The organism is Butyrivibrio proteoclasticus, from assembly GCF_900115735.1.
Lineage (GTDB): Bacteria > Bacillota > Clostridia > Lachnospirales > Lachnospiraceae > Butyrivibrio > Butyrivibrio proteoclasticus_B.
In genome coordinates this window covers 38,489-61,566 of the sequence record NZ_FOXO01000011.1, presented here as the reverse complement: position 1 = coordinate 61,566, position 23,078 = coordinate 38,489, and the positions used below count along the sequence as shown (strand labels likewise).

At 37.5% G+C, this 23,078-nt stretch carries 19 protein-coding genes, 1 riboswitch and 1 other annotated feature; of the genes, 2 read left to right on the top strand and 17 right to left on the bottom strand.

Annotated features, from left to right (window positions below; genetic code table 11):
* Nucleotides 1-23: 23 nt before the first annotated feature.
* From BM146_RS08580 to tyrS, 8 genes are all read right to left on the bottom strand, one after another.
* Entirely contained in the window at nt 24-1,973 is a 1,950-nt protein-coding gene (locus BM146_RS08580; protein ID WP_074887317.1) for a serine hydrolase domain-containing protein, read from the bottom strand.
* 13 nt (nt 1,974-1,986) lie between these two features.
* Nucleotides 1,987-3,873, bottom strand: coding sequence for a heavy metal translocating P-type ATPase (locus tag BM146_RS08575; protein WP_074887313.1), 1,887 nt, complete (start codon nt 3,871-3,873; stop codon nt 1,987-1,989).
* Nucleotides 3,874-4,094: 221 nt separating this feature from the next.
* Nucleotides 4,095-4,313, bottom strand: coding sequence for a cation transporter (locus BM146_RS08570; RefSeq protein ID WP_074887310.1), 219 nt, complete (start codon nt 4,311-4,313; stop codon nt 4,095-4,097).
* A gap of 38 nt (nt 4,314-4,351) precedes the next feature.
* A complete protein-coding gene (locus BM146_RS08565) occupies nt 4,352-4,711 on the bottom strand; it encodes an ArsR/SmtB family transcription factor (protein ID WP_074887307.1) in 360 nt (119 codons plus the stop codon).
* A 189-nt stretch (nt 4,712-4,900) separates the two neighbouring features.
* Nucleotides 4,901-5,404, bottom strand: a complete 504-nt coding sequence (locus tag BM146_RS08560; RefSeq protein ID WP_074887305.1) for a hypothetical protein — start codon at nt 5,402-5,404, stop codon at nt 4,901-4,903.
* A 77-nt stretch (nt 5,405-5,481) separates the two neighbouring features.
* On the bottom strand, nt 5,482-5,865 hold the full coding sequence (locus tag BM146_RS08555) for a hypothetical protein (RefSeq protein ID WP_074887302.1): 384 nt from the start codon (nt 5,863-5,865) through the stop codon (nt 5,482-5,484).
* Between the two features lie 2 nt (nt 5,866-5,867).
* The gene (locus BM146_RS08550) at nt 5,868-7,694 is read right to left on the bottom strand and encodes a glycoside hydrolase family 27 protein (RefSeq protein WP_074887299.1); all 1,827 of its coding nucleotides are present in this window, start codon (nt 7,692-7,694) and stop codon (nt 5,868-5,870) included.
* A 60-nt stretch (nt 7,695-7,754) separates the two neighbouring features.
* Nucleotides 7,755-8,975, bottom strand: coding sequence for a tyrosine--tRNA ligase (gene tyrS / locus BM146_RS08545; RefSeq protein ID WP_074887296.1), 1,221 nt, complete (start codon nt 8,973-8,975; stop codon nt 7,755-7,757).
* 155 nt (nt 8,976-9,130) lie between these two features.
* Nucleotides 9,131-9,394: a binding site (T-box leader), on the bottom strand.
* A 126-nt stretch (nt 9,395-9,520) separates the two neighbouring features.
* Here tyrS and BM146_RS08540 point away from each other — a divergent pair.
* On the top strand, nt 9,521-11,254 hold the full coding sequence (locus BM146_RS08540; protein WP_074887293.1) for a sensor domain-containing diguanylate cyclase: 1,734 nt from the start codon (nt 9,521-9,523) through the stop codon (nt 11,252-11,254).
* A 175-nt stretch (nt 11,255-11,429) separates the two neighbouring features.
* Here BM146_RS08540 and BM146_RS08535 read toward each other — a convergent pair whose 3' ends face one another.
* The 6 genes from BM146_RS08535 to BM146_RS08510 form a co-directional block, all read right to left on the bottom strand.
* Nucleotides 11,430-12,284 carry a PHP domain-containing protein gene (locus BM146_RS08535; protein ID WP_074887290.1) on the bottom strand — a complete coding sequence of 285 codons (855 nt, stop codon included), beginning with the start codon at nt 12,282-12,284 and terminating at the stop codon, nt 11,430-11,432.
* 32 nt (nt 12,285-12,316) lie between these two features.
* Nucleotides 12,317-12,886: a folate family ECF transporter S component gene (locus BM146_RS08530; RefSeq protein ID WP_074887287.1), complete on the bottom strand. Its 570-nt coding sequence runs from the start codon at nt 12,884-12,886 to the stop codon at nt 12,317-12,319.
* Nucleotides 12,887-12,960: 74 nt separating this feature from the next.
* A riboswitch (THF riboswitch) is annotated at nt 12,961-13,057 on the bottom strand.
* An 88-nt stretch (nt 13,058-13,145) separates the two neighbouring features.
* Nucleotides 13,146-14,171, bottom strand: a complete 1,026-nt coding sequence (locus tag BM146_RS08525; protein WP_074887285.1) for an NAD(P)H-dependent glycerol-3-phosphate dehydrogenase — start codon at nt 14,169-14,171, stop codon at nt 13,146-13,148.
* A gap of 25 nt (nt 14,172-14,196) precedes the next feature.
* Entirely contained in the window at nt 14,197-14,880 is a 684-nt protein-coding gene (locus tag BM146_RS08520) for a glycerol-3-phosphate acyltransferase (RefSeq protein WP_074887282.1), read from the bottom strand.
* Complete coding sequence (gene der / locus BM146_RS08515; RefSeq protein ID WP_074887278.1) at nt 14,881-16,209, bottom strand: ribosome biogenesis GTPase Der; 1,329 nt, start codon at nt 16,207-16,209, stop codon at nt 14,881-14,883. It abuts the gene before it with no gap.
* A 9-nt stretch (nt 16,210-16,218) separates the two neighbouring features.
* Complete coding sequence (locus BM146_RS08510; protein ID WP_143087453.1) at nt 16,219-17,577, bottom strand: DUF512 domain-containing protein; 1,359 nt, start codon at nt 17,575-17,577, stop codon at nt 16,219-16,221.
* Between the two features lie 108 nt (nt 17,578-17,685).
* Here BM146_RS08510 and BM146_RS08505 point away from each other — a divergent pair, with 108 nt between their 5' ends.
* Nucleotides 17,686-18,885, top strand: a complete 1,200-nt coding sequence (locus BM146_RS08505) for a ribose-phosphate pyrophosphokinase (RefSeq protein ID WP_074887271.1) — start codon at nt 17,686-17,688, stop codon at nt 18,883-18,885.
* Nucleotides 18,886-18,968: 83 nt separating this feature from the next.
* On the opposite strand, the gene BM146_RS08500 is transcribed toward BM146_RS08505, so the two are convergent.
* The 3 genes from BM146_RS08500 to pgeF all read right to left on the bottom strand — a co-directional run bounded on the left by BM146_RS08500 (nt 18,969) and on the right by pgeF (nt 23,078).
* A complete protein-coding gene (locus BM146_RS08500) occupies nt 18,969-21,371 on the bottom strand; it encodes a sensor histidine kinase (RefSeq protein ID WP_207649911.1) in 2,403 nt (800 codons plus the stop codon).
* Nucleotides 21,372-21,415: 44 nt separating this feature from the next.
* Entirely contained in the window at nt 21,416-22,117 is a 702-nt protein-coding gene (locus BM146_RS08495; protein WP_074887263.1) for a response regulator transcription factor, read from the bottom strand.
* A gap of 76 nt (nt 22,118-22,193) precedes the next feature.
* A complete protein-coding gene (gene pgeF / locus BM146_RS08490) occupies nt 22,194-23,078 on the bottom strand; it encodes a peptidoglycan editing factor PgeF (protein WP_074887259.1) in 885 nt (294 codons plus the stop codon).

Here is a 23,078-nt window from a genome sequence, read left to right as displayed (position 1 = left end):
ATAAAGTATAGCATATTAAGCCTTTATTCGGTATCAGGTAAAAAGCTGCACAAAGTCCCCTTAACAACGGGCTGCATTGTTGTCTTTATTGCCTCGTTGAGGATTCCCTTCATTCCGCCCTTTAAAAATCTGCTGTAGATCATACCTGTCATTCCGCCAAGTGTATCAGGAGCCAGATTATCAAGGGTTGTCATAAGCATATCCGTGCCCGGAATCTCATGAAATCTTATCTCAATAGAGCCCGGAACTGATGGATGTATAAAGGTTCCTTTCCTATCTACTCTGTCCACAGCATCATCTTCAAAGTAAATATTCATAACTCTGGTGCAGGCTTCCTCAAGAAAATAGATCTCATTCCTAAGAACCAGCCTGTTATATTCATCTCTTTTACATGCAGAAGAAAGAGATACGATATACTTCTCACCATGCATATTAATTACACTTTTATATCTGCGACCACCAAATCCGCACCTTAAGCTAAATATGGTTTCACCCTCATAAACTTCAATATAAAAAGAATTGTTGTATCCCTTCCTGAAACCAATCTTATGAATACCATCAGTAAAATTGTTGTGAACTATCTGCATCATCAAAGGAAACAGTCCAATACCTTTAATATCAAGATCATATGTTTTCCCATCAAGCTTTGAGAGCCATCTGTCTATTAAAATATTTTCGCTGACATTGTTATATGAATAAAGAGATTTTTTAAATGCTCCCCTCTTTGAATTCACCATAACTTCAGTTTTTTGAGGGCGGCCCTTGGTCATAGCGATACTTTTTCTCTTGTAACCACCATTTAAGATTTGCGGAAAATCTACCGTTCTTCCGCTGACTGATTTGCAAATTGCCTTAAGTTCTGATAATGCCGCAAAGTCTTCCGGCAGAGGTTTATCATAAACTTCCGTAAGTTCTTTCATATGATTTCTAATGCTGACAGCCATGAGACTTGTCTGGAAAACATCGCTGTTTCCGGCATTGGTCACAACAACCATATCAAGATCAGGATATACAAACACATTTTGTCCAAGCATTCCATTAAAGGCATAAGAACCTGGCCTGTCATCATTTATCCAAAGTTGATAGCCATAGTGCTCATTGTCATCTTTGCCTGTTTCAATCTGCCAGGCTGTTGACCTTTCAACCCACTTTTCAGGGATTATCTGCTGTCCATTCCACCTGCCCTTTTGAAGATACATAACTCCGAGTTTTGCCATATCTTCAGTACGCATAAAAAGTCCCCAGCCGCCTTTTGTTATGCTTTGAGGACAGCTTTCCCAATACACTCTCTTTATGCCCATTGGTTCAAATATTCTTTCCTTACAGAATTCAAAAAGAGATTTACCTGTAATCTCGGTTACGATAGCCGACAGCATGTAGGTATTCATGCTATTGTATTCAAAAGAAGTTCCTGGCTCGAATTTAAACCCAGAGTTCAAAAACTCTTTTCTCCAGTCATTGCCACTAATAGAACCGGCCTCATTAAATTCAACTCCGCTGGACATATTAAGGAGATTTTCTACAGTTACATTCTTTTTAAGGAATCCAAGAGGTCCCATCCTTGTGCTGAATATATCATTGAGTTTATCGTCAGTACTTAGCTTTCCATCTTCAACCAAAAGACCTATCGCCATTCCAACAATACTCTTGCACATGGAATATGAAACATGCCAGATATCCATCTCGTACGGCTCAAAGGCACATTCTACCACAACAAAGCCGTGCCTTACGAACATGAGCTTATGCATATTGCACTCTTTGTTCTCAGATAAAAATCTTATAAGTTCCGTAAAAAAAGCAGAACTCAAACCTTGAGATTCTGGTGTTTTTCTTACAAGGAACTGTTCACCCAAAACCGGATTAGTAATAAATTCCGGTTTTTGAGGAGCGTAATCAACCTTACTGATTTCCCCGGTTTCCCTGGTCATCAGCTTCACTAGAAGTTCTCCAACGTCAAGTCCTGCTCTCGCCATATATTTAATTACCTCACTTATCTATTTTCATAGCCCTCATAGAGTTGAGGATTGCAAGTACTGCAACACCTACATCTCCAAAAACAGCCAGCCACATAGAAGCAATTCCAAGGGCTCCAAGGATAAGTATCAATACTTTAACAAACAAAGCAAAAACAATGTTTTCTTTTACAATTCTGATGGTCTTACGTGCAATTTTTATTACTGATGAAATCTTGCGGATATCATCATCCATAATAACAATATCAGCTGCTTCAATTGCCGCATCACTTCCAAGAGAGCCCATTGCAATTCCTACATCTGCTCTCATCAGAACCGGAGCGTCATTGATACCATCTCCAACGAAGGCTAAATTACTTTTATTATCCGCTTCATCAAGCATTTTTTCAACCCTGTCGACCTTGTCAGCAGGTAATAGCTCTGAATGTATCTCATCAATTCCAACCTGTGCAGCAACATAATCAGCGGTATATTTTCTGTCTCCGGTCAGCATTATCGTCTTCTTAACTCCGACCTTCTTCATGGCCAGTATCGCTTCTTTTGCCTCAGGCTTTATAACATCAGATATTACTATAGAACCAATAAACTCTCCTCCTAGAGATGCGTATACAACAGTTCCATACTCATTGGGGGCCATAAACGGGATATTGTTTTCTTCTAAAAGCCCTGCATTTCCAAGAAGAAGTTCTTTTCCCTCATAAACAGCTGATATTCCATGTCCCGCAATTTCTTTTGCATTGGCATTTGATGCGTCAACTGTAGCACCTGAGAATTTCTCTTTATATGCGGCAATGATTGACTTGGCGATTGGATGATTGGAAATGCTCTCTCCGATAGCGGCAATCTTTAAAAGCTCATCCTCTGTTACTCCGTTAAAGGGATTAACGCTTGCAACCTTGAATTCTCCAAGTGTCAGAGTTCCTGTCTTATCAAAAACGACTCTGTCAATAAGTGAAGCAGCTTCAAGGAAATTGCTTCCCTTAACAAGAACGCCGATCTTAGAAGCTGCACCAATTCCTCCAAAAAATCCAAGAGGAACAGAAATAACAAGAGCACATGGACATGAAACAATAAGGAATACACAGGCTCTTCTTATGCTGTCTGAAAAAGCCATCTGGCCAAGGATTGGAGGAAGTATCGCAAGAATTACTGCACCTATCGTAACTACAGGTGTATAGTAACGTGCAAACCTTGTAATAAAGTTCTCCATTCTGGACTTTTTATTACTTGCGTTCTCAACAAGCTCTAAGATTTTGGCAACTGTTGAGTCTTCGTAAACCTTTGTTGCCTGAACTTTAAGTACTCCCTCGCCGTTAACACAGCCGCTTATGATCTCGTCACCCTTAACAACTTTCCTTGGAACTGATTCGCCGGTAAGTGCAGCCGTATCAATAAAGGATTCACCTTCAAGGACAATAGCATCAACAGGAATCTTTTCACCTGCCTTTATAAGTAGTGTATCTCCAACACTAACTTCTTCCGGATCAACTTCATCAGTCTGTCCATCTTCCCTGACGATCACAGCATAGTCAGGTGCAATGCTCATCATATCTGAGATAGACTGTCTTGATTTTCCAACAGCAACACTCTGGAAAAGCTCACCTACCTGGTAAAAGAGCATAACTGCCAAAGCTTCTGAATACTCTCTGATTCCAAATGCACCAAATGTTGCTATCATCATAAGGAAATTCTCATCAAAAACCTGGCCATGACTGATATTTATAAAGGCTTTTCTGATAACATCATATCCGATGATTATATATGGAATCAGATAAACAAAAAATATGATGATTTCAGGAATGTTATCCAAAAGTCCTGTCTTATCAGCAATAAGCAATATAATAAAAAGTGCAAGCACTATCAGTATTCTGTTTCTTGTCTTCTTTTGCTTTTTTGTCATAATCACTACCTGCCATTTCTAAAGAAAAACTCTTATTAAAAAAAATGGAGCCATATTGCTATGACTCCTTTATGTTCTTATGCATTCTTGAATCAACAATTCAAGAATGCATCAACCAAGCCAATTTAAATCGACTTCGTCGATGAGGCTTGGTTGACTCTTCACTCATATTCTCACGAAATCCGCAGTATATGCGGATTTCTGGAATTTAGTTCAAGATGTCATGCAATCTCAATCTCACAATCAGGCTCAACCTTTTTGCATGCTTTTACTGCCTCATCAAGGACCTTTTCATATATATCATCTGCAGCTTCAAGCATAAGTTTCTGAGTCATAAAATTAACTCTTGCATTTACAACTCCATCAATCTTTTTGATAGCATCTTCCATCTTTGCTGCACAGTTTGCGCAATCAACTTCACATTTATATGTTTTCTTCATAATTTAACCCCTTTCGCCATCTGGCTTATTATTTTCGATCATTCCTCAATATGATTAAGTCCCTGATCGATAATTGTTCTCACATGATCATCGGCAAGGAAATATATAACCGACTTACCTTCACGCCTATTACCAACAAGCTTACTCTGTTTAAGAATCCTAAGCTGATGAGATATAGCAGACTGTGTCATATTAAGAGTATCTGCGATATCGCAAACACACATTTCTTCTTCAAACAAAGCAAACAATATCTTTATTCTGGTTGAATCACCAAACACCTTAAAAAGCTCAGCCAGATCATATAATTCATCCTCGTCTGGCATTTTTCTTTTAGCTTTATTAGTAACCTGAATATGTACATGGTGTTCTTCACAGCACTCTACATCTGTAACTGCCACAAAACGCCTCCTTTCGAATATCCATAAAAATGAATTGATTTTAATTTCAATGAACATATGAATAATTGTTCATATGATTAATATAAAACCCCTTCCCTCATTTGTCAACTCATACAGACTATTATTTCAAAAAAAGATCCAATCAGTTACACTGATTTGGACCTTTTTTACACTTATTTATGTTTTTAATCAAAGCACATCGTCAATGCTGTCAACCATATATGCTTCATCAACAGTTGCAAACTGTCCATCTTTTACTGATAAAGTAAACACTGCATATGCAAAAGCATCATTGTTCTCTTCATCATATTGAGCAACAAATATCTTTGTAGCTCCATCCTGAATAAGTGGAGAATTTGATGCATAATAAACACCATCTTCAGCATCTGTATCACAGATCTCTACATCATCTACATAAACGATTTCTTCACACCAAAGGTCTGTTCTATATGGAGCAGATATATAAGCAACGCCATCTACTATGTTGCAGTTAATATCATTGTTGTATTCTGTATAATCTTCTGTTGATGAAAATTCACCATTTGCAAATTCAGATGAATAATTGTATTCCGTTGTGCCATCTTCTGTAGTTGTTGTTACATTAAAGCTTGTTGTTGATGTTGATTCACTAGCACAAGCTGTAAGAGATACTGCTAAAACAACACCTGCCATTAACAATCCGATTTTCTTCATAATTTTTTCCTCCAAAAGGTCATATTTATGATTACAAATATTTATACGAAGGAAAAAAATATGCGGCAAAATATTTTCTAAATCAGAGAAAAAATATATATAATTTCTTCATTTGTAACGATATCATTTGCTCCCAGAATTAGTACATTGCCTTCTTTTCTGGGTTTTATGAGGCCTCTTACATAACACTGTGCAAGTGGATTAGCACAAAGCTTACAATCATAAATATCAGGAAACTTCCCTGCATCTCTCCAGTCAAGATCCTTTACTTTCAGGACATTCTTATAAAACTCATGGAGCACTCTGGCCATGGTATTTCTTCGAAGAGGCATTTTATATATGTCTGCACTGCTATCAATAATTTCGCATAAAAATGGACCAAGAGCCTCATAAGAAAGCTCCTGGTTATTTTTATTCTGATATAAATCTATAAGTTTATTTGTAAAGTCCTTACAATTCATAATTACTTCTCATCAGAAAGCGAAACAATAAAAGTTATATTATCAAAAGCCTTAAGGTTTGATACTTCAATACATCCATCCAAAATTGTAAATGTATCATCAGTGTAAACATCAAGAGCTTCCAATTTCTTTGCATTTTCAAATGCCTTCAAATAAACGCTCTTTTCATTATCTGCAAAGGCCTTAAGTATATCTTTTAAAGTTATCTTAAATGTCTCTTCCTTATCTTTTTCGCTTACATTTATAAAGCTAATTGCAAATCTTTCTCCAGAAAGAGGCTTAACAAGAATATCAACTCTGTCATTGTCCCTTATGTACTCTTTTGAAGGATCTCCCACTGCAATGCTTGAATAAACTCTCTTTGCCTGAATTCCAAGCGTATCCTGATTTAAAGAAATAAGTTTTTCATTGGAGATAATTTTATAGATCCAGTCTCCTTTACTTACTCTTCTTAGATCAAGGCCAAGCATCAGTGGAGAGTTCATCATGCACCACATAGCCATATGTGTCTTGCACTGGATTTCATTAAGACCATCCATGCCGATCATAAGCATATCAGGATCATTCCATCCTTTTGAAAGACCAGCAAACTCATCCATGATAACTGCCTTATTGTACTGCACAGCTACACCAGTTGTATAATCAGAAGTCCAGTCACCATGTCCCGGATCTCCATCACTTCCAACTCTAAAAGTGATATCATTTAAGATTCTCCAGGAATCACAGACTTTTTTGCCCCAATTCTGAGGCTGAGTCTTTCCCCACTCACAGGCTGAATAATAGATATCCTTATCAGGTGATAGTCTCTTAAGTTCTTTTAACAAGCGACCATATGAATTAAGCGTATTCTCCTGCCTTCTATGGTTCATTATTCTGACTTTGTTTATGCCCTTATGTAACCTGCATACAAAACCGCTTTTTTCATCAGAAGGTGATGTTGACCAGACAAAAGAAGCAGGACTTTCTGTTTCTTTAAGGAAGCCGTCAAATATCATTTCTCCTTCGACCATTATCTGAAGCCACTCTCCAACGCCTTCCTCTTTTCCGGTTGCATATTGTACGAAAATAGAATATTCTCCATCGCTTGGAACATCGACATTAAAAACAAGTTCACTGCTCTGAAGTCCTACCGGTGTAGCATCTGGTCCTGTCCCATCGAAAGTTCCTATTTTTGTAACATAGCCATCATCATTTACCTTTTCTGCCCTTCTTCCTACAATTACACCATCTTTAACAGCAGAGTATATCTTTTCAAAAGAGCCATCACTAGCGCAAACCTTAACTGCTCTTATATTTGGAGCAAAGGTATATCTTGCATTTTCAGCATTTGAGAAAGTTGCATTATCAAAAGGATAATAGCAGTTATCAACCTTTAAGAAATCAACACCCCACTCAATATAGTTTGCGGCATCCATGGCTTCGTGCCCGCAGGTTCCAACCTGTGCGCCTGCGCAAAGATTGGTTCCTATGTCATTGTACATTCCGAATTTAAGGCCTCTTTCATGTATATAATCAGAAAGAGCCTTAAATCCACTTGGGAACTTGACATCTTCATTGGAAAGCTTATCTTCAACTCTTTCCGTCTTATAACATCCATCATCCAAAATAATGTATTTATAGCCAAGTTTATCAAGGCCAAGTTCTATAAACTTATCAGCCATTATTTTAGTAAGAGCCTCTGTGTTGCCACTTCCAAATGCATTCCAGCTGTTCCACCCCATTGCCGGAAGCTTATTTTTTTGTTTTCCAAACATTACTTTGCCATCATCAAAAGAGTCAAACCTTCCTGCTGACTCAATCTCATCTGGTCTTAAATTTTCATACCCCATTTTTTTACCTCTCCTAAAAAAGCCGTAGTTTTTAATACTACGGCTTTTTGTTAATTTATTTTAGAATGAAACCTTCTTAAATGATTTCTTTCCTTTTCTTACCATAACTCCATCTGCAAAGAATGCCTTGTCATAAGTTGCCTTTACATCTGTAACCTTCTCATCTGCTACAGTTACACCGCCCTGCTCAACAGCACGTCTAGCTTCACTTCTTGTAGCACAAAGGCCTGCAGAAACAAGAACCTGAAGGACATCGATGTTTCCATCTCTGAAATCCTCTTCCTTTAGACTTGTAGCAGGAACATTTGCAGCATCTCCGCCGCCTGCGAAAAGAGCTCTTGCTCCATCCTGCGCTTTCTGAGCTTCTTCTTTTCCATGTACAAGTGCTGTAAGCTCAAATGCAAGGATTTCTTTCTTCTCATTGACTCTGCTAGGATCCCACTTCTCCATTTCAAGGATCTCTTCGATAGGAATAAATGTGAGCATCTTGATGCACTTATCAACATCAGCATCATCAACGTTTCTCCAGTACTGATAGAAATCAAACGGTGATGTCTTGTTAGGATCAAGCCATACAGCGTTTCCGGCTGTCTTACCCATCTTTTTGCCCTGAGAATCAGTTAATAGAGTGATTGTCATAGCATGAGCATCCTGACCAAGCTTTCTGCGAATAAGCTCTGTACCGCCAAGCATATTGCTCCACTGATCGTCTCCACCAAATTCCAGATTACAGTTGTATTTCTGGAACATGTAATAGAAATCGTATGACTGCATGATCATGTAGTTAAATTCAAGGAAACTGAGCCCTTTTTCCATACGCTGCTTATAACACTCTGCACGAAGCATGTTGTTAACAGAAAAACAAGCACCAACCTCTCTTAAGAGCTCAATATAGTTAAGGTTCATGAGCCAGTCAGCATTGTTTACCATTAAAGCCTTTCCATCTGAGAAATCAATGAATTTCTCCATCTGACGCTTAAAGCATGCAGCATTGTGATCAATATCTTCTCTTGTAAGCATCTTTCTCATATCAGTTCTTCCTGATGGGTCACCGATCATTGTGGTACCGCCACCGATTAGAGCGATTGGCTTATTTCCAGCTTCCTGAAGTCTCTTCATAAGAGTAAGTGCCATGAAATGACCTGCTGTAAGTGAATCTGCTGTACAGTCAAAACCAATATAAAATGTTGCCTTACCATTGTTTACAAGGTCTCTGATATGCTCTTCATCTGTAACCTGCGCAATCAGTCCTCTTGCCTTTAGTTCCTCATAAATCTGCATAATGCACCTCCAAATGATTGTCGTTGCAAAGAAATATTGGGATTCTCACTAAACTCGAAAAGACCTCGTTAAGTGTTCACCCATGGCTCGCACTAGCTTCAAAAAAACTTCAGCAAGTGCTCTGCTCAAAAAAATCCTTCGCAACATATTTTGTTGCGAAGGACGAAATAATCCGTGTTACCACCTTCATTCACACTATGCTCACGCAAAGCGCCTCATCAAGTACGATTCAAAAAATGAATGATACTCTACTGATATAACGGTCAGTCCCCGTCTGAAACTAATATCTTGTAGTAAAAAGAATTCATCTCAGCAGCTCACGGAGGTATTCATCATCGCTCTTAACTTACGCTTCTCACCAACCAGCAATTCTCTGTCGTCAGATTTCGATTCTTACTTATTCCGATCATAGCTTTTTATATTTAATTACTTTACAAATTTTAATAATTAAAAAAAAATATGTCAAGCGTTTATTTGTAGTTTTAATAATAGATTTGTAGTAAAATAAGACCAACAATAAATTAGAATCATTGGGAGTAATGCAATTGAAACTATTTCAAACAACATTTAATCCAAGATTTATACCAACCATCAGAGATTGGGCACAAAAGACAAATTTGCATGGAAATAGTGCAATCATCCATATATATGCTCCTTATACCGATAAGTCAATCTATTATAAATTGGACAGAATCCAAAAAATTCTAAATATAGAACTTCCCGGTGTACCTATTGTCGGCTGTAGTGCAATAGGAGAAATCATTAATGGAAGCATAGATTACAACGAATGCGTTATCACGCTTACAGTATTTGATGATACGTCTACCCAGGTTAAGGTTCTGTCTTTTTATGATCTCAACAAAGACTTTTCACAAGTTTTCTTTGATATCATAAAAGAAATTCCTGACTTAAAGGGACTTGAGATCGTATGTGCAAACTCTGACGTGATGTTTGATAAGGCAAGTCATACGGCCGATTCTCTCCCTGATAACATTGAGGTATTCGGCGCCATTGCTGTAGGTGATGATGATAACAAGCCTTTTATTTTTACTGATGACAATGACTACCATACAGAAGGCGTTTTTCTTGTTCTATACAGCGGAAAAGAGCTGCATATCCAGACAAACAGAATGTTTGGATGGAAAGCTATTGGCTACCCTCTTCATGTAACAAGGGCAGAGGGAAACGTTGTATATGAGCTTGATGGAAAGCCTGCTTATGATGTTTACAGCCATTATCTCAACATAAAAAAAGGTCCAAACTTTTTCTATGATGCTCTGGAATTCCCATGGGAAGTTCAGGTCAATGAAGAAACTGTATACATCCGCCATGCCAAATCTGTAAATCCTGACGGATCGATCGTTATGTCTACTAATGTTCCTGTTGGAAGCAATATCCGTCTTACCTATGGAGATCCATTAAGAATAATGGAGCATACCAAGCAGGCAGGCCAGCTTATACGAGACTTTGCGCCACAGGCAATTACTATATATAACTGTTTCGGCAGAAAACTCTTCTGGGGCGAACAGGATAATATTGAGATCGTTGAGATCTCCAAGCATATGGATGCAGCCGGTTTTAGTGCCCTTGGCGAAATAATGCGCTTTAAAGGAAAGACCATTTTAAATAATCTGTCCATAGTTACTGCTTCCATGCGTGAGGGTGAAAAACAGGAATTAGACCATATTGAAGAAGTTTCAAATATGGCTTCTTCAAGTATGCCTATAACAGCAAGGCTTGCAGTATTTATCAATACTATTACTGAAGAGCTTATGGAGAAAAACAATCAGCTAAATGATATGCTCTATAAAGCCTCGCATGATGCGCTTACAGATTTATTAAACCGTGGTGCAATTGAAAGACTTATCTATGAAACAGACAACTCCAAAGACTGGTTTCTTATCATGTTTGACATAGATAACTTTAAAAACATCAACGACACATATGGACATATTGAAGGTGATAATGCTCTAAAAAATATTGCCAATTATATAAAAGAAAAGATCATCTGCAATGAGGGCATAGAATGTGGTCGTTGGGGCGGCGAAGAATTTATAATGATCATATCAGACCGCTCTTCGGAATATGTAAAAACAAATGCTGAAGAGATGATCAAAAAAGTAAACAATCTTTTAGGCATTGATTATGAGCTTACAATCAGTGCCGGTGCAACAATGCATCAAAAAAATGAAACTGTTCTTCAGACAATTACCCGCGTAGATGAACTTCTTTATAAAGCCAAAAACAATGGCAAAAACCAGCTTTGCAGTGATTTATAATTTAAAATAAAGAGTCGCTCGCGACTCTTCGCGCCCGAGCGGTATTGCGAAGCAATTAATTTCATTGCCGCGAGGTGCGCATCCTTAGCGGAGCGTTTTTTTATATCATAGGAAAGCAATTTCCTATGATACAAAAAAAGAATGCCGCTTGCGACATTCTTTTTTTATGTCCTATTTAGTTTGCTCTTGCATTTTTTATATCTGTAAGAATATCTTCAGGAATGAACATTTTTCCAAAACCAACCCCAAGATCAATCTTTTGTTTATTGGCTCCATGGAAATCTGAACCACCACTTATCAAAAGATCATACTTCTGGGCAAGATTTCTTATCTGTCTCTCTTCTGCCGGTTCATAAGTAGAATAAATTGCTTCTATTCCCTTTAAGCCGGCATTAATCAGCCTTACTACCAAAGCTTCAAGCTTTTCATCACTCATATGGTACAAAATAGGATGAGCTAAAATTGGCACTCCGCCCGCTAAAAGAATAAGCTCAATTGCATCCTCAGGAGTGATATTTTCCCTTGGAACATAATATTTACAGTGATCACCTATGTATTTATCAAAAACCTCCTGCCTTGAATTTACATAACCTTTATCAAGCATGAGTTTTGCATAATGTGCTCTTGTTATAACAGCATTGGGAAAAGCCTCAAGAAGCTCATCATAGCTTATGGGGAGTCCTGCTTCTTCAGTCAGTTTCCTGCACATTTTTTCATTGCGTTCACGCCTTGAATCAGCAAAAGCCTGGAGCCTCCTTTTAAATTCTTTATTATGATGATCAATGTATAGTCCGACTACATGAACGTCTTTTCCTTCATTAACCGTAGAAAATTCGATTCCAGGAATAAATTCAATATCACTATATTTTTTACCGGTGTAACCAATAGCTTCATCAAGGCCAATTACTGTATCATGATCTGTAAGAGCAATCGCAGCAAGATTTTTCTCATGAGCGTAATCTATTAGCTCTTTTACGCTATATGTACCATCTGAACAATTTGAATGGGTATGAAGATCAATTCCTCTCATCTGCCTGAAGTTCCACCTTTCAAAAAATAATATCAATCAAAATATGGCTTAATAACCTTTTTTACAACCTGAAGCATCAAATACATGATAATAGTATCAACAGGAAGCATGATCGCGTTAGATACAAGTCTTCCCGGAAGAATAACAGCAATCGCCTTTCCATAAAGCATATTAAGCCAAAGAGTGTTAAGAATAATATTGCATACAATCTTTACACAAGCCTGAGCTGCAATTACTCTCCAAAGTTTAAGAGGCTTATTGTAGATAAAAAGCCCATAAATAACAGCGCCAACCATTGCTGTTATGGTAAATCCTATAAAAAAGTCACCATCTCCTGATGCAAACCATTTAATAACATCCATTGCGCCACCAAAGATTGCTCCAATCCATGGTCCAAAGAGATAGTCAACTATCTGATTAGGAAGGCCGGAAAAACCAATTCTTATGTATTGTCCGAATTTGATGGTTGCAACATAGCCCAAAATAACGGAAAGGGCGCCCATCATACCGCAAAAAGTAAGGACTTTTGTTTCTTTAAGCCTTGAAACTGATGAAAAATAAGATTTGCCTGTTACTGTCTGTTTAGCTGTTTGATTTAACATAAAAATATCCTCCTTTGCAGTTTTTCCATTACCACATCGGGGGATATTCAAAGTTTCAGATATTCCATTGATGTAGCAGCGGGATGCGAAACTTAAACCGCGGAAAAATCCTTCGTCCTGATGACAACTCCCTGTTCACCCGGCACTTAACGCTTAAATTTCTACTCTGCATTTATTATTTGCCATTCATAATACATCATAACCTCAGTAAGGTCAAAGTTTTTTTAACATTTAATCTTAAATGCTGTTACTTAAATAACTACCAATCTAGTGAATTGTTCTCTATTTTCTTGTCTCTAAGCATCAGGTCATTAAGTGCATCTCCCGGTGCTTTACTATTGAATAATATATCATTTACTGCCTGTACTATAGGCATTTCAACTTCATATTTCTGAGCAAGCTTAAGCGCAGCTTTAGCGGTATATACCCCCTCAACAACCATATGTACTTCATCCATGGCTTCCTGATAGGTTTTTCCTTGTCCAATCAGAATACCTGCTCTTCTATTTCTGGAATGCATTGAAGCACAGGTGACAACAAGATCTCCTATTCCTGAAAGGCCACTAAAAGTCTCAAATTTACCGCCCATAGCCATTCCAAGTCTGCCGATTTCAGCTATTCCCCTTGTAATGAGAGCTGCTTTGGCATTGTCGCCAAGTCCGTATCCATCAGCCATTCCTGCAGCAAGAGCAATAACATTTTTAAGAGCCGCACCTATTTCTATTCCGAGCATATCCGGGCTAATATATACTCTGAAAACGCTATTCATAAATACATTTTGAATATATCTTGCAATGTCTTTTTCAAAGGCTCCAACAACAATTGAAGTTGGCATTCCCTTGCCGACTTCCTCTGCATGGGACGGACCAGATAAAACACATACATTACATCCGGGGATCTCATCAAGAATCACATCTGACATTACCATAAGGGTGTCGTCTTCAATTCCCTTCGTGCAGTTTACTATGATCTGCTTATGTTCCTCATTACCTATAATGTAAGTTTTCATAAGCTTTACAGTCTCACGAAGATGTGCAGATGGAACTACTAAAACCAAAATATCCTTATCCTCAACTGCAATCTTCATATCGGAAGTATAAACAACGCTCTCTGGAAGTTTGACTCCCGGAAGCTTGTCTTCATTACCGTGATAACTTCTAAGCTTTTCTACTGTAGTCTCACTACGCGACCATACAGTAACGTTATGTCCATTATTTGATAAAAGATACGCAAGTGCTATTCCCCAGCTACCTGCACCTATGACGCCAATTTGCTGATTGTCCAAGTCTTATCTCCCGTTAAATCTTACATTAGTCCACTTTATTTTTTTTGAATATGTAGGTTTTGCGTTCCTGACCATTTATGAGCTTTTTAATATTTCCCCTATGCTGATAAAAAGCAAGTAATGTCAAAATTGCAACTATAATATAAACTTCAATAAGAGCTCCCTGAGGTGCAAAAAACAGGCCCATCTGTCCGTAGATAATTGTTGTAACAAGAAGTGCAGAATAATAAAACAAACTACATACTGAAACAATATGGAACAGATTAAAAGGCAGGAAGAACGAAATGAGTCCCATAATAAGGAACAGAATATTGAATTGAATACTAAGATAAATAGTATATCCTGCAGTACATGCAATTCCTTTTCCGCCTTTGAATTTTAGGAAAAAAGGAAAGTCATGCCCCAGTACAGTTCCTGCAGCAGTATAAGTCATAAACAATATAATATATTCCGGATTGGATCTTCCAAAAATAAGATAAGTTATAAATATCGCAACCATACATTTAAGCATGTCACCAAGCAAAACAACAGCGCCTGCCTTTGGTCCAAGCACTCTTAACGTATTGGTGGTTCCGGCATTTCCCGAACCAACTTTTCTTATATCTACTCCTTTAAGTCTTCCGTAGAAAACAGCTGTCTGTATCATTCCAAAAACATATCCAATGATAATGCAGACAATTCTCGCCCCAACTAAACCTGATGTGGTCATTTATTTATCCTCTTTTCTCTCCCTGATAATAAATCTCAAAGGAGTCCCCTTGAAACCGAAGGCTTCTCTGATCTGGTTCTCAATATATCTGGTATAACTAAAATGCATAAGCTTTTTGTCATTTACAAATATAACAAACGTTGGTGGCTTTACAGATGCCTGAGTAATGTAGTAAAGCTTTAATATTTTTCCTTTATCACTCGGTGGCTGCTGCATTACAACGGCCTGTGTCATGATTTCATTGAGTACACCTGTTGCAACTCTGAGCGAGTGGTTCTCACTAACGATATCAATAAGGTCATAGAGTTTTACTAAACGCTGTCCTGTCTCTGCAGAAATAAAGATAATCTCTGCATAGTTCATAAATGAAAGTGTATTTCTGATATCCTTTGTGAACTCTTTTACAGAGTGATTGTCTTTTTCGATAAGATCCCATTTATTAACTGCAATTATTACGGCCTTACCACTTTCGTGAGCTATTCCGGCAATCTTGGCATCCTGCTCTGTTACGCCTTCCTCGGCATTTATAACAAGAATTGCTATATCAGCTCTTTCAACCGCTCCAACAGTTCTTACGATCATGTAGTGCTCAAGTTCATCTTTTATCTTATTTTTCCTGCGAAGACCTGCTGTATCAATAAATATATATTTTTTACCATTGTATTTAACTTCAGTATCGATTGCATCTCGTGTCGTACCTGCAATATCAGAAACTATAAGCCTGTTCTCTCCAATGAGTTTGTTGATGATGGATGACTTACCAACGTTAGGCTTACCAATGATTGCAATCTTGGTTGTATCGTCATCTTCATCATTAGTTGAATCCTTGCTGAAATGACTTACAACTTCTTCCAGAAGGTCACCAATTCCCTGCTTATTAACAGCTGAAATAGGGAAAGGCTCTCCGATTCCAAGATTGTAAAACTCATATACATCAAGTGAATCCCTGTTGTAGTTATCTACCTTATTTACACACAAAACAACAGGCTTTGCTGATCTTCTGAGCATATCTGCTACTTTTGAATCAGAATCAGTAAGTCCCTGCTTAACATCTACCATAAAAATGATAACATCTGCTGTATCAATGGCTATCTGCGCCTGTTCTCTCATCTGTGAAAGAATGATGTCATTGGAATCAGGTTCGATACCACCTGTATCGATAAGAGTGAAGCTATGATTAAGCCATTCAACATCCTGATAAATTCTGTCTCTGGTAACTCCCGGTGTATCCTGAACAATAGCAATCCTGCTACCTGCCAGAGCATTAAAAAGTGTTGATTTTCCAACGTTTGGGCGGCCAACTACCGCAACAATATTTTTCTTACTCATAATTATCCTTTATATTAGTTCATCTTCCGGAATATCAAACAACACCGAAACAAGATCATGACCGTCACACTTTGATATTCCTACTTTTGTGTTTAGTTTCTCCTCGATATCACATATCCTTACATCATCAAGAAGATAATCCTCTCCACTTCGGAGTAGATTCTCAGGAAGAAAAAGCTCACTTCCAAGTTCCTTGCCCTTTAGCTGATTTATGATATCTGTGCCGGTAAGAAGCCCTGAAACAGTAATCCTCTCGCCAAAAAACTCGTTAATTATCTCATAAACATGCACTTTAAGTCCAGTACAAATACTCATGGCCTTCTCTGCCATGTCTTTTATACAAGGGTAAACAAGCCTTCCCGTGGCAATTGATATCTCTCTGTTTAAACAATCAAGATGGTTTTTGTGCTCTGAAACTGCCTTTTCGAGAGCCTCATTAAACTCATCTATAAGAAGCCTCATCATACCAACGCCATTTTCAAGCTGTATATATCCATCATATCTTTCAGCTTCCGGAAAATCTCTTCCTGCAAGGAAGTACCACTCATCACTTGCATGAATGAAATGCATTCCATGCTCATTATAAATCTTCTTTTGCCAGCGTTCTATAAGGTCGATGACCTCACCGGCGTCCTGACTATTAAATGGCTCTAGTGGGTAAAGACCGTCTCTATATTTAGAAAGTCCCACAGGAACAACAGATACACTCTGAAGATTTGGGATATATTTGGCCATATCTGAGATTGATCTCTCAAGCTCTTTTCCATCATTTACTCCCTTACAAAGAACTATTTGTCCATTAATTTCAATTCCTGTCCCCGGAGCACATAACCTGTCTACTTTTTTTAGTGCCTCACCTGCAAATCTGTTGCCCAGCATCTTACACCTGAGTTCAGGATTGGTAGTCTGAAATGATATATTAATAGGTGAAAGGTGATATTTCAAAATTCTGTCTATATCTGCATCAGACATATTGGTAAGTGTTACATAATTCCCCTGAAGGAAAGACAGTCTTGAGTCATCATCTTTAAAATAGAGCGTTTTTCTCATGCCCTTAGGCATCTGGTCAATAAAGCAAAAAATACACTTATTACTACATGACCTGTAATCGTCCATAAGACCATTTTCAAATTCTATTCCAAGATCCTCATCAAATTCCTTATCAATATCTAACAACCACTGTTCACCATCAGACTTTTCAATCAAAACATCCAAATGTTCATCCTGTACCAGATATTGAAAATCAAAAATATCTTCTATGATCTGGTCATTAATTTTTATAAGCTTATCGCCCGGTTCAATATTTAATTCTTCTGCTATGCTTCCCTCATCGACACTGCCGATAAGGTGTCCTATATTTTTCTTCATGCCCTGTATTATACCATCTTGTCCTTGACGTGTCAGCACCATAGATGTTAAAACAGTAAATGTAGAATTATGTTCTAATATAAATCTTTAAAGAAGGAAGCGAAAAATATGCCAGATTTTAGAAAACTGGAAGGTACTATTCCGGTTGCACCTCTTAATCTAATTGTAATGGATTCAGCCAAAGAACTTTGTGACAGCGTCAATCGTTATATCTCAGAGTTCAGACATGAGCTTTACAAAATGCCTGAAAACGATCCCGCTTTTCATGGCTATGTAAAAGACAATTACAAAATCGATATTAACCTTGACAGGTTTAACAGTGGCGAAGCTAAGGCTACTATCAAGGAAAGTGTTCGAGGAAATGACGTTTATATTCTTACTGATGTATGCAATTACAGCATAACCTACAAGATGTACAATTACGTCAATCATAAATCACCTGATGATCACTATCAGGATCTTAAACGTGTTATAGGTGCAATTACTGGCAAAGCAAAAAGAATAAATGTTATCATGCCATTCCTTTATGAAGGACGTCAGCACAAAAGAAACGGAATGGAATCATTAGATGCTGCTCAGATGTTTGCTGAGCTCCATGATATGGGTATCTCAAATTTTATTACTTTTGATGCTCATGACCCAAGAATATCAAATGCCAAGCCTCTTGGTGGATTTGATAACTTCCTTGCCTCATATCAGTTTATGAAAGCTCTTTTATCTCACATTGATGACCTCATCGTTGATAAGGATCATCTCACTGTTATAAGCCCTGACGAGGGTGCTCTCGACAGAGCCGTTTATTTTGCAAACGTAATCGGCGCTGATACAGGAATGTTCTATAAGAGGCGTGACTATGCCCACGTTGTTAACGGAACTAACCCTATTGTTGCTCATGAATTCCTTGGTTCTGATATTTCAGGACGTGATGTTATCATCATCGATGACATGATATCTTCAGGATCAAGCATGATAGATACAGCCAAACAGCTCAAAAACATGGGTGCTAAAAGAGTATTTATCTGCACTACTTTCGGTCTTTTCACAGACGGAATGAGCAAGTTTGATGATGGCTATGAAAAAGGATACTTTGACGCAGTTATTACTACTAACCTTACTTACATGAATGAGGAAGTTACATCAAAAGAATACATATTTATCGCAGATATGGGTAAGTTCCTTGCAACTATTATTGATTTCCTTAATCACGACTCCTCAATGTCTACAGTAAATATGCCAACAGACAAAATCCATGAAATTGTAGGTAAATACAATTCAGGATGTAAGACTCCAACAGAGCTTTTTGATTAATTAAAAGATGTGCCCATAACTTAGATTAGAACTTAGTTATGGGCACTTTTATTATGTAATAAGAAATTGCTTCCTTCCATGTATTATTCGGCAATATCAAATCCTATTATTACTTTAAAAAGGTCTCCATCTAGCCTGATATCAAAGGTACCTCCCTGTGCAATAGTAAGGTTCTTGGCGATTGAAAGTCCAAGGCCACTTCCTTCTGTTGTCCTTGACTCATCTCCTCTAATAAACTTCTTTGTAAGTTCTTCTGCACTTACATTAAGTTCTTTCGCTGAGATGTTCTTTATCGAAAAGAAGGCTTTCTTTTTACCTTCTTTATCCTCTGCTGTATACATTTCCAAATATACTCTTGTTCCAGGAAACGCATATTTACAGGTATTGTTAAAGAGATTTTCCAACACTCTCCAAAGGTGCCTTGCGTCCGCAACTATGGATATATTCTTTTCATTAGCTTTAAAAATTGGAGTAAGTCCACTCTTTTCAAACTTCTCAAAGAATTCACCAATTGTTTGATTTATAAGCTCAACAAAATCTATTTTAGAAAGCTCAATACTTATATTTCCTGAGCTTATTTTTGAAGCCTCAACCAGATCTTCTGTAAGTTTTTTAAGCTTTTGAGATTTTTGATCCAATATATTTACGTACTCAATTACCCTCTCATTGCCTATGTCTTCTCTCTTTATAAGGTCCACATAGTTGATAATGGAGGTCAACGGAGTCTTAATATCATGTGATACGTTTGTAATAAGATCTGCCTTTAGCTTTTCATCCTTCATACTGGTATCCACTGCTTTTTCAATTCCTTCGCCAATGGAATTAACCGCTTCTGCCAGTGCTATGTTATCTGAATGAAGTGATGAAACATCGACCTTTGATTTCACATCACCATTTTTTATTCTCTCTATAACCTTGATAATACTGTCCCTATCCAAATTCTGTCTGTAGAGATAAATGCCAATAAGAATGTCCAAAAATGCCGCAATAACTATTCCTGCAAGGCCTATCTTAAACAAACATAGATTTATTACCACAAAAAAGATATATGGTATCCAAGTCCTTATAATAACATTTCCATTGTCAGTAGTTGTGAGGATCAGATTCTTTGCCCCTATAATGAGCATTCTTAGGATAGAATCCTTCCAAAGAGACTTCTCTTTTACCTTATCTGCAATACCATAAATAAGTCCCAGAAAACCAACATTAAATACAAATGCACCAAGGGCCGCATATACGGGGAAGTTCTCAAGCCGAATCATCTTCATGTAACTCATCTGTGTAAGGACAGATGCCATCACAAAAGCCCCCAATGGAACTGCCATTATTATTATATTCTTAAGACAGGCAATTTCAGTTTTTATTGAACTTCCGCTCACAACTAAAGGAGACTTAAGAGTTATTATAAACAGAAGAATATAGATAAATGCCGCAACAAAGCACAATATCAAGATTTGTGTTCTGTAAGGCATATATTTGGTAAAACTACTCTTGCCCTGATAAAAATCGTCACTACATGGGTAACCAATAGTATCAACAGCCACATAAACTTTTATCTGATCCGGATAAGCATAGCTATATGTCTTAAGAAAGCTCCTGACAACATTTTCTTTTATAAGCGTATTGGTCTCATACTTCAGTTCGTATGGGCAATAATATATGTATCTACCATACGCTTCAAAAACACTCTTTATGTCTATACCGGTTGTCTCTCCTGAAAGTTCCGAGATATTTGTATACACCGAAGTACTACCATTGATTGTTCTTGAAATATAGTATCTTAAGTTACTTGACTGATATCCATAATAAGAAAGAAGCTTGCCATATTCCTCAAAGTTATATAAAAGAGTTTTTGCAGCCTCTTCAACATTACTACATAAAAGGCTGTATTCTTCCCAATTTGAAACAAGATCTTCGATATTTCTGCCATCTGTGGTCTGATACCTTGAAACAAGAATATTGTGAGTTCCACCTGATGGAATTGAATTCCCTGAAACTGTAAAAGCCACACTGTTATCAGAAAGTCCTGAGCTTAAGTAAGAGTTCATTCCTCCTGACATAAGATTATTTTTCAAATGGGTATATGTTGTTCTTTCGCTTAAAAAGGATCTACTCTCTTCCTCTGTGAAATTTCTTGTTTCATAAGTAAACCCGCTTTGTGCCCACTTTAAAAGATCCGCAACCGTGTATACAGCTGTTACATAATCCCCGGGAAGCGTTGTACCTCTGTTCACGTAGGCAGTAACATCAATTGTCTTTTCACTATCGTACTCGCCTGCGGTCTCAAGCTGACTCCTTATCGCTATAAGCCTGATAACATCTGCAAGATTGTTGCCAAGTATGTTATTGAACAGATAAGAGTCCTCGTAGGCTCTGTTTCTGTCTGATTCATACAGCGTATAGGAATAATCTCCCTTCGCACCTGAAATGATTATGCTTGTTCCGGCAAATACAAAGACAAGTGCAAAGGCTACAAATGCAGCCAATACATGCTGAACTAAAATTAGTATTTTAAAATTAATAGGCTTTTTTAACATGGTTCCTCGTCTTCAATCTTGTATCCTACGCCCCACACAACCTTGAGGTACCTTGGATCTCTTGGATTGATTTCTATTTTTTCTCTGATATGTCTGATATGTACAGCTATAGTATTGTCTGCTGTAAAAGACCCGGAGTCCTGCCAGATACTTTGATAAATCTGATTGATGGAATAAACCTTTCCTTTGTTTTTAACAAGAAATTCAAGAATATTATATTCAATAGGCGTAAGGCGGATTTTTTCACCATCAACAAAGCATTCTTTAGAATTGTCGTCAATGACAAGGCCTCCAGTCTTATAAATATTCTCTTTATCCTCCATACTTCCAAGAGTTGTGTAGCGTCTTAAATTGGACTTTACTCTTGCCACAAGTTCCAATGGATTAAAAGGCTTGGTGACATAATCATCGGCACCTATATTAAGTCCAAGTATTTTGTCAGAATCCTCAGATTTTGCAGAAAGAAATACAACAGGAATGGAGCTGAATTTTCTAAGCTCCATAACCATTCTCATACCATCCATTCTGGGCATCATAATGTCTACAATTGCCAGAGAGATTTTCTTACTCTTAATGATTTCAAGAGCTTCAATCCCATCATATGCCTTGTAAATTCTGAAATCTTCCTGGGAAAGATAGATTTCAATCGCATCAACTATTTCCTTGTCATCATCACAAACTAATATGTTTTCCATCCTCTGCTCCATATCTTTATAATTCTATTAAATCAGAAAATTCTTAAGATTTACCTACGAAAATTCTTAAGATTTCTTAAGAATTTAACGCATTATCGTTAATGCATAAAAATGCCATGAGATTTCCACGTTTTTCGCCATGTACTCTGTGTGAAAAAAGTAGGTCGGGGTTACATTTTGTACATATATCCGTGACAATAATATTGCTATCAGGTACTCCGGCCTTTAAAAGAGATAACTTTATCGCATTCCAAAGATATAATCTGTACTTGTTATTTGGATAAGGCACTAAAATTTTATTATCTTCAAGTTCTCTTTCCGTATAAGCCTTGGAAAATTCCAAAGCTACGTCTTCACCTATCTCATAGCATTCGCCACAAATCGACGGGCCTATAGCACAGATGCAATCTTTAGGGTCAGTTCCATAAGTTGTACTCATTTTCTCAATAGTCTTTTTACCAATTTCTCCCCTAGTACCTTTCCAACCGGAATGCGCAAGACCAATAGCTTTTTTTACAGTGTCAATAATATATATTGGCGGACAATCTGCATGAAAGGTTCCAAGGATTATACCAGGAACATTTGTAATCAGTCCATCAATATCAGTATAATCTCTTACTCTTGCGGGGCCTTTCCCTCTGTCACTTTCTGTTACAACACGTATATTAGTTGTATGCGTCTGAAAAGTACACACGAAGTCATCTAAGGTCTTGCCGTGTCCTAAAACTTCAGCTATCCTTCTATAGTTTTCATCAACACATTCCTTATCATCGCCTCTTGTATAGCTTAAGTTCATTGTGGCATAGTCACCTTTTGAAACGCCACCAATCCTTGTAGAAAAAAGATGATCTACAAAGCCTATCTTCTCGATTTCCGGAAACACAATATATGTCACACCGTTTTTTTCTTTTAATTTGGTTGTTTCTTTTTTCCCATATCTGATCAATTTATTATCTGTCAT

Coding starts and splice junctions, on each gene's coding strand:
- BM146_RS08580 (WP_074887317.1), bottom strand. CDS start 1,973: ATGGCGAGAGCAGGACTTGACGTTGGAGAACTTCTAGTGAAGCTGATG.
- BM146_RS08575 (WP_074887313.1), bottom strand. CDS start 3,873: ATGACAAAAAAGCAAAAGAAGACAAGAAACAGAATACTGATAGTGCTT.
- BM146_RS08570 (WP_074887310.1), bottom strand. CDS start 4,313: ATGAAGAAAACATATAAATGTGAAGTTGATTGCGCAAACTGTGCAGCA.
- BM146_RS08560 (WP_074887305.1), bottom strand. CDS start 5,404: ATGAAGAAAATCGGATTGTTAATGGCAGGTGTTGTTTTAGCAGTATCT.
- BM146_RS08555 (WP_074887302.1), bottom strand. CDS start 5,865: ATGAATTGTAAGGACTTTACAAATAAACTTATAGATTTATATCAGAAT.
- BM146_RS08550 (WP_074887299.1), bottom strand. CDS start 7,694: ATGGGGTATGAAAATTTAAGACCAGATGAGATTGAGTCAGCAGGAAGG.
- tyrS (WP_074887296.1), bottom strand. CDS start 8,975: ATGCAGATTTATGAGGAACTAAAGGCAAGAGGACTGATTGCGCAGGTT.
- BM146_RS08535 (WP_074887290.1), bottom strand. CDS start 12,284: ATGAGAGGAATTGATCTTCATACCCATTCAAATTGTTCAGATGGTACA.
- BM146_RS08530 (WP_074887287.1), bottom strand. CDS start 12,886: ATGTTAAATCAAACAGCTAAACAGACAGTAACAGGCAAATCTTATTTT.
- BM146_RS08520 (WP_074887282.1), bottom strand. CDS start 14,880: ATGACCACATCAGGTTTAGTTGGGGCGAGAATTGTCTGCATTATCATT.
- der (WP_074887278.1), bottom strand. CDS start 16,209: ATGAGTAAGAAAAATATTGTTGCGGTAGTTGGCCGCCCAAACGTTGGA.
- BM146_RS08510 (WP_143087453.1), bottom strand. CDS start 17,577: ATGAAGAAAAATATAGGACACCTTATCGGCAGTGTCGATGAGGGAAGC.
- BM146_RS08505 (WP_074887271.1), top strand. CDS start 17,686: ATGCCAGATTTTAGAAAACTGGAAGGTACTATTCCGGTTGCACCTCTT.
- BM146_RS08495 (WP_074887263.1), bottom strand. CDS start 22,117: ATGGAAAACATATTAGTTTGTGATGATGACAAGGAAATAGTTGATGCG.
- pgeF (WP_074887259.1), bottom strand. CDS start 23,078: ATGACAGATAATAAATTGATCAGATATGGGAAAAAAGAAACAACCAAA.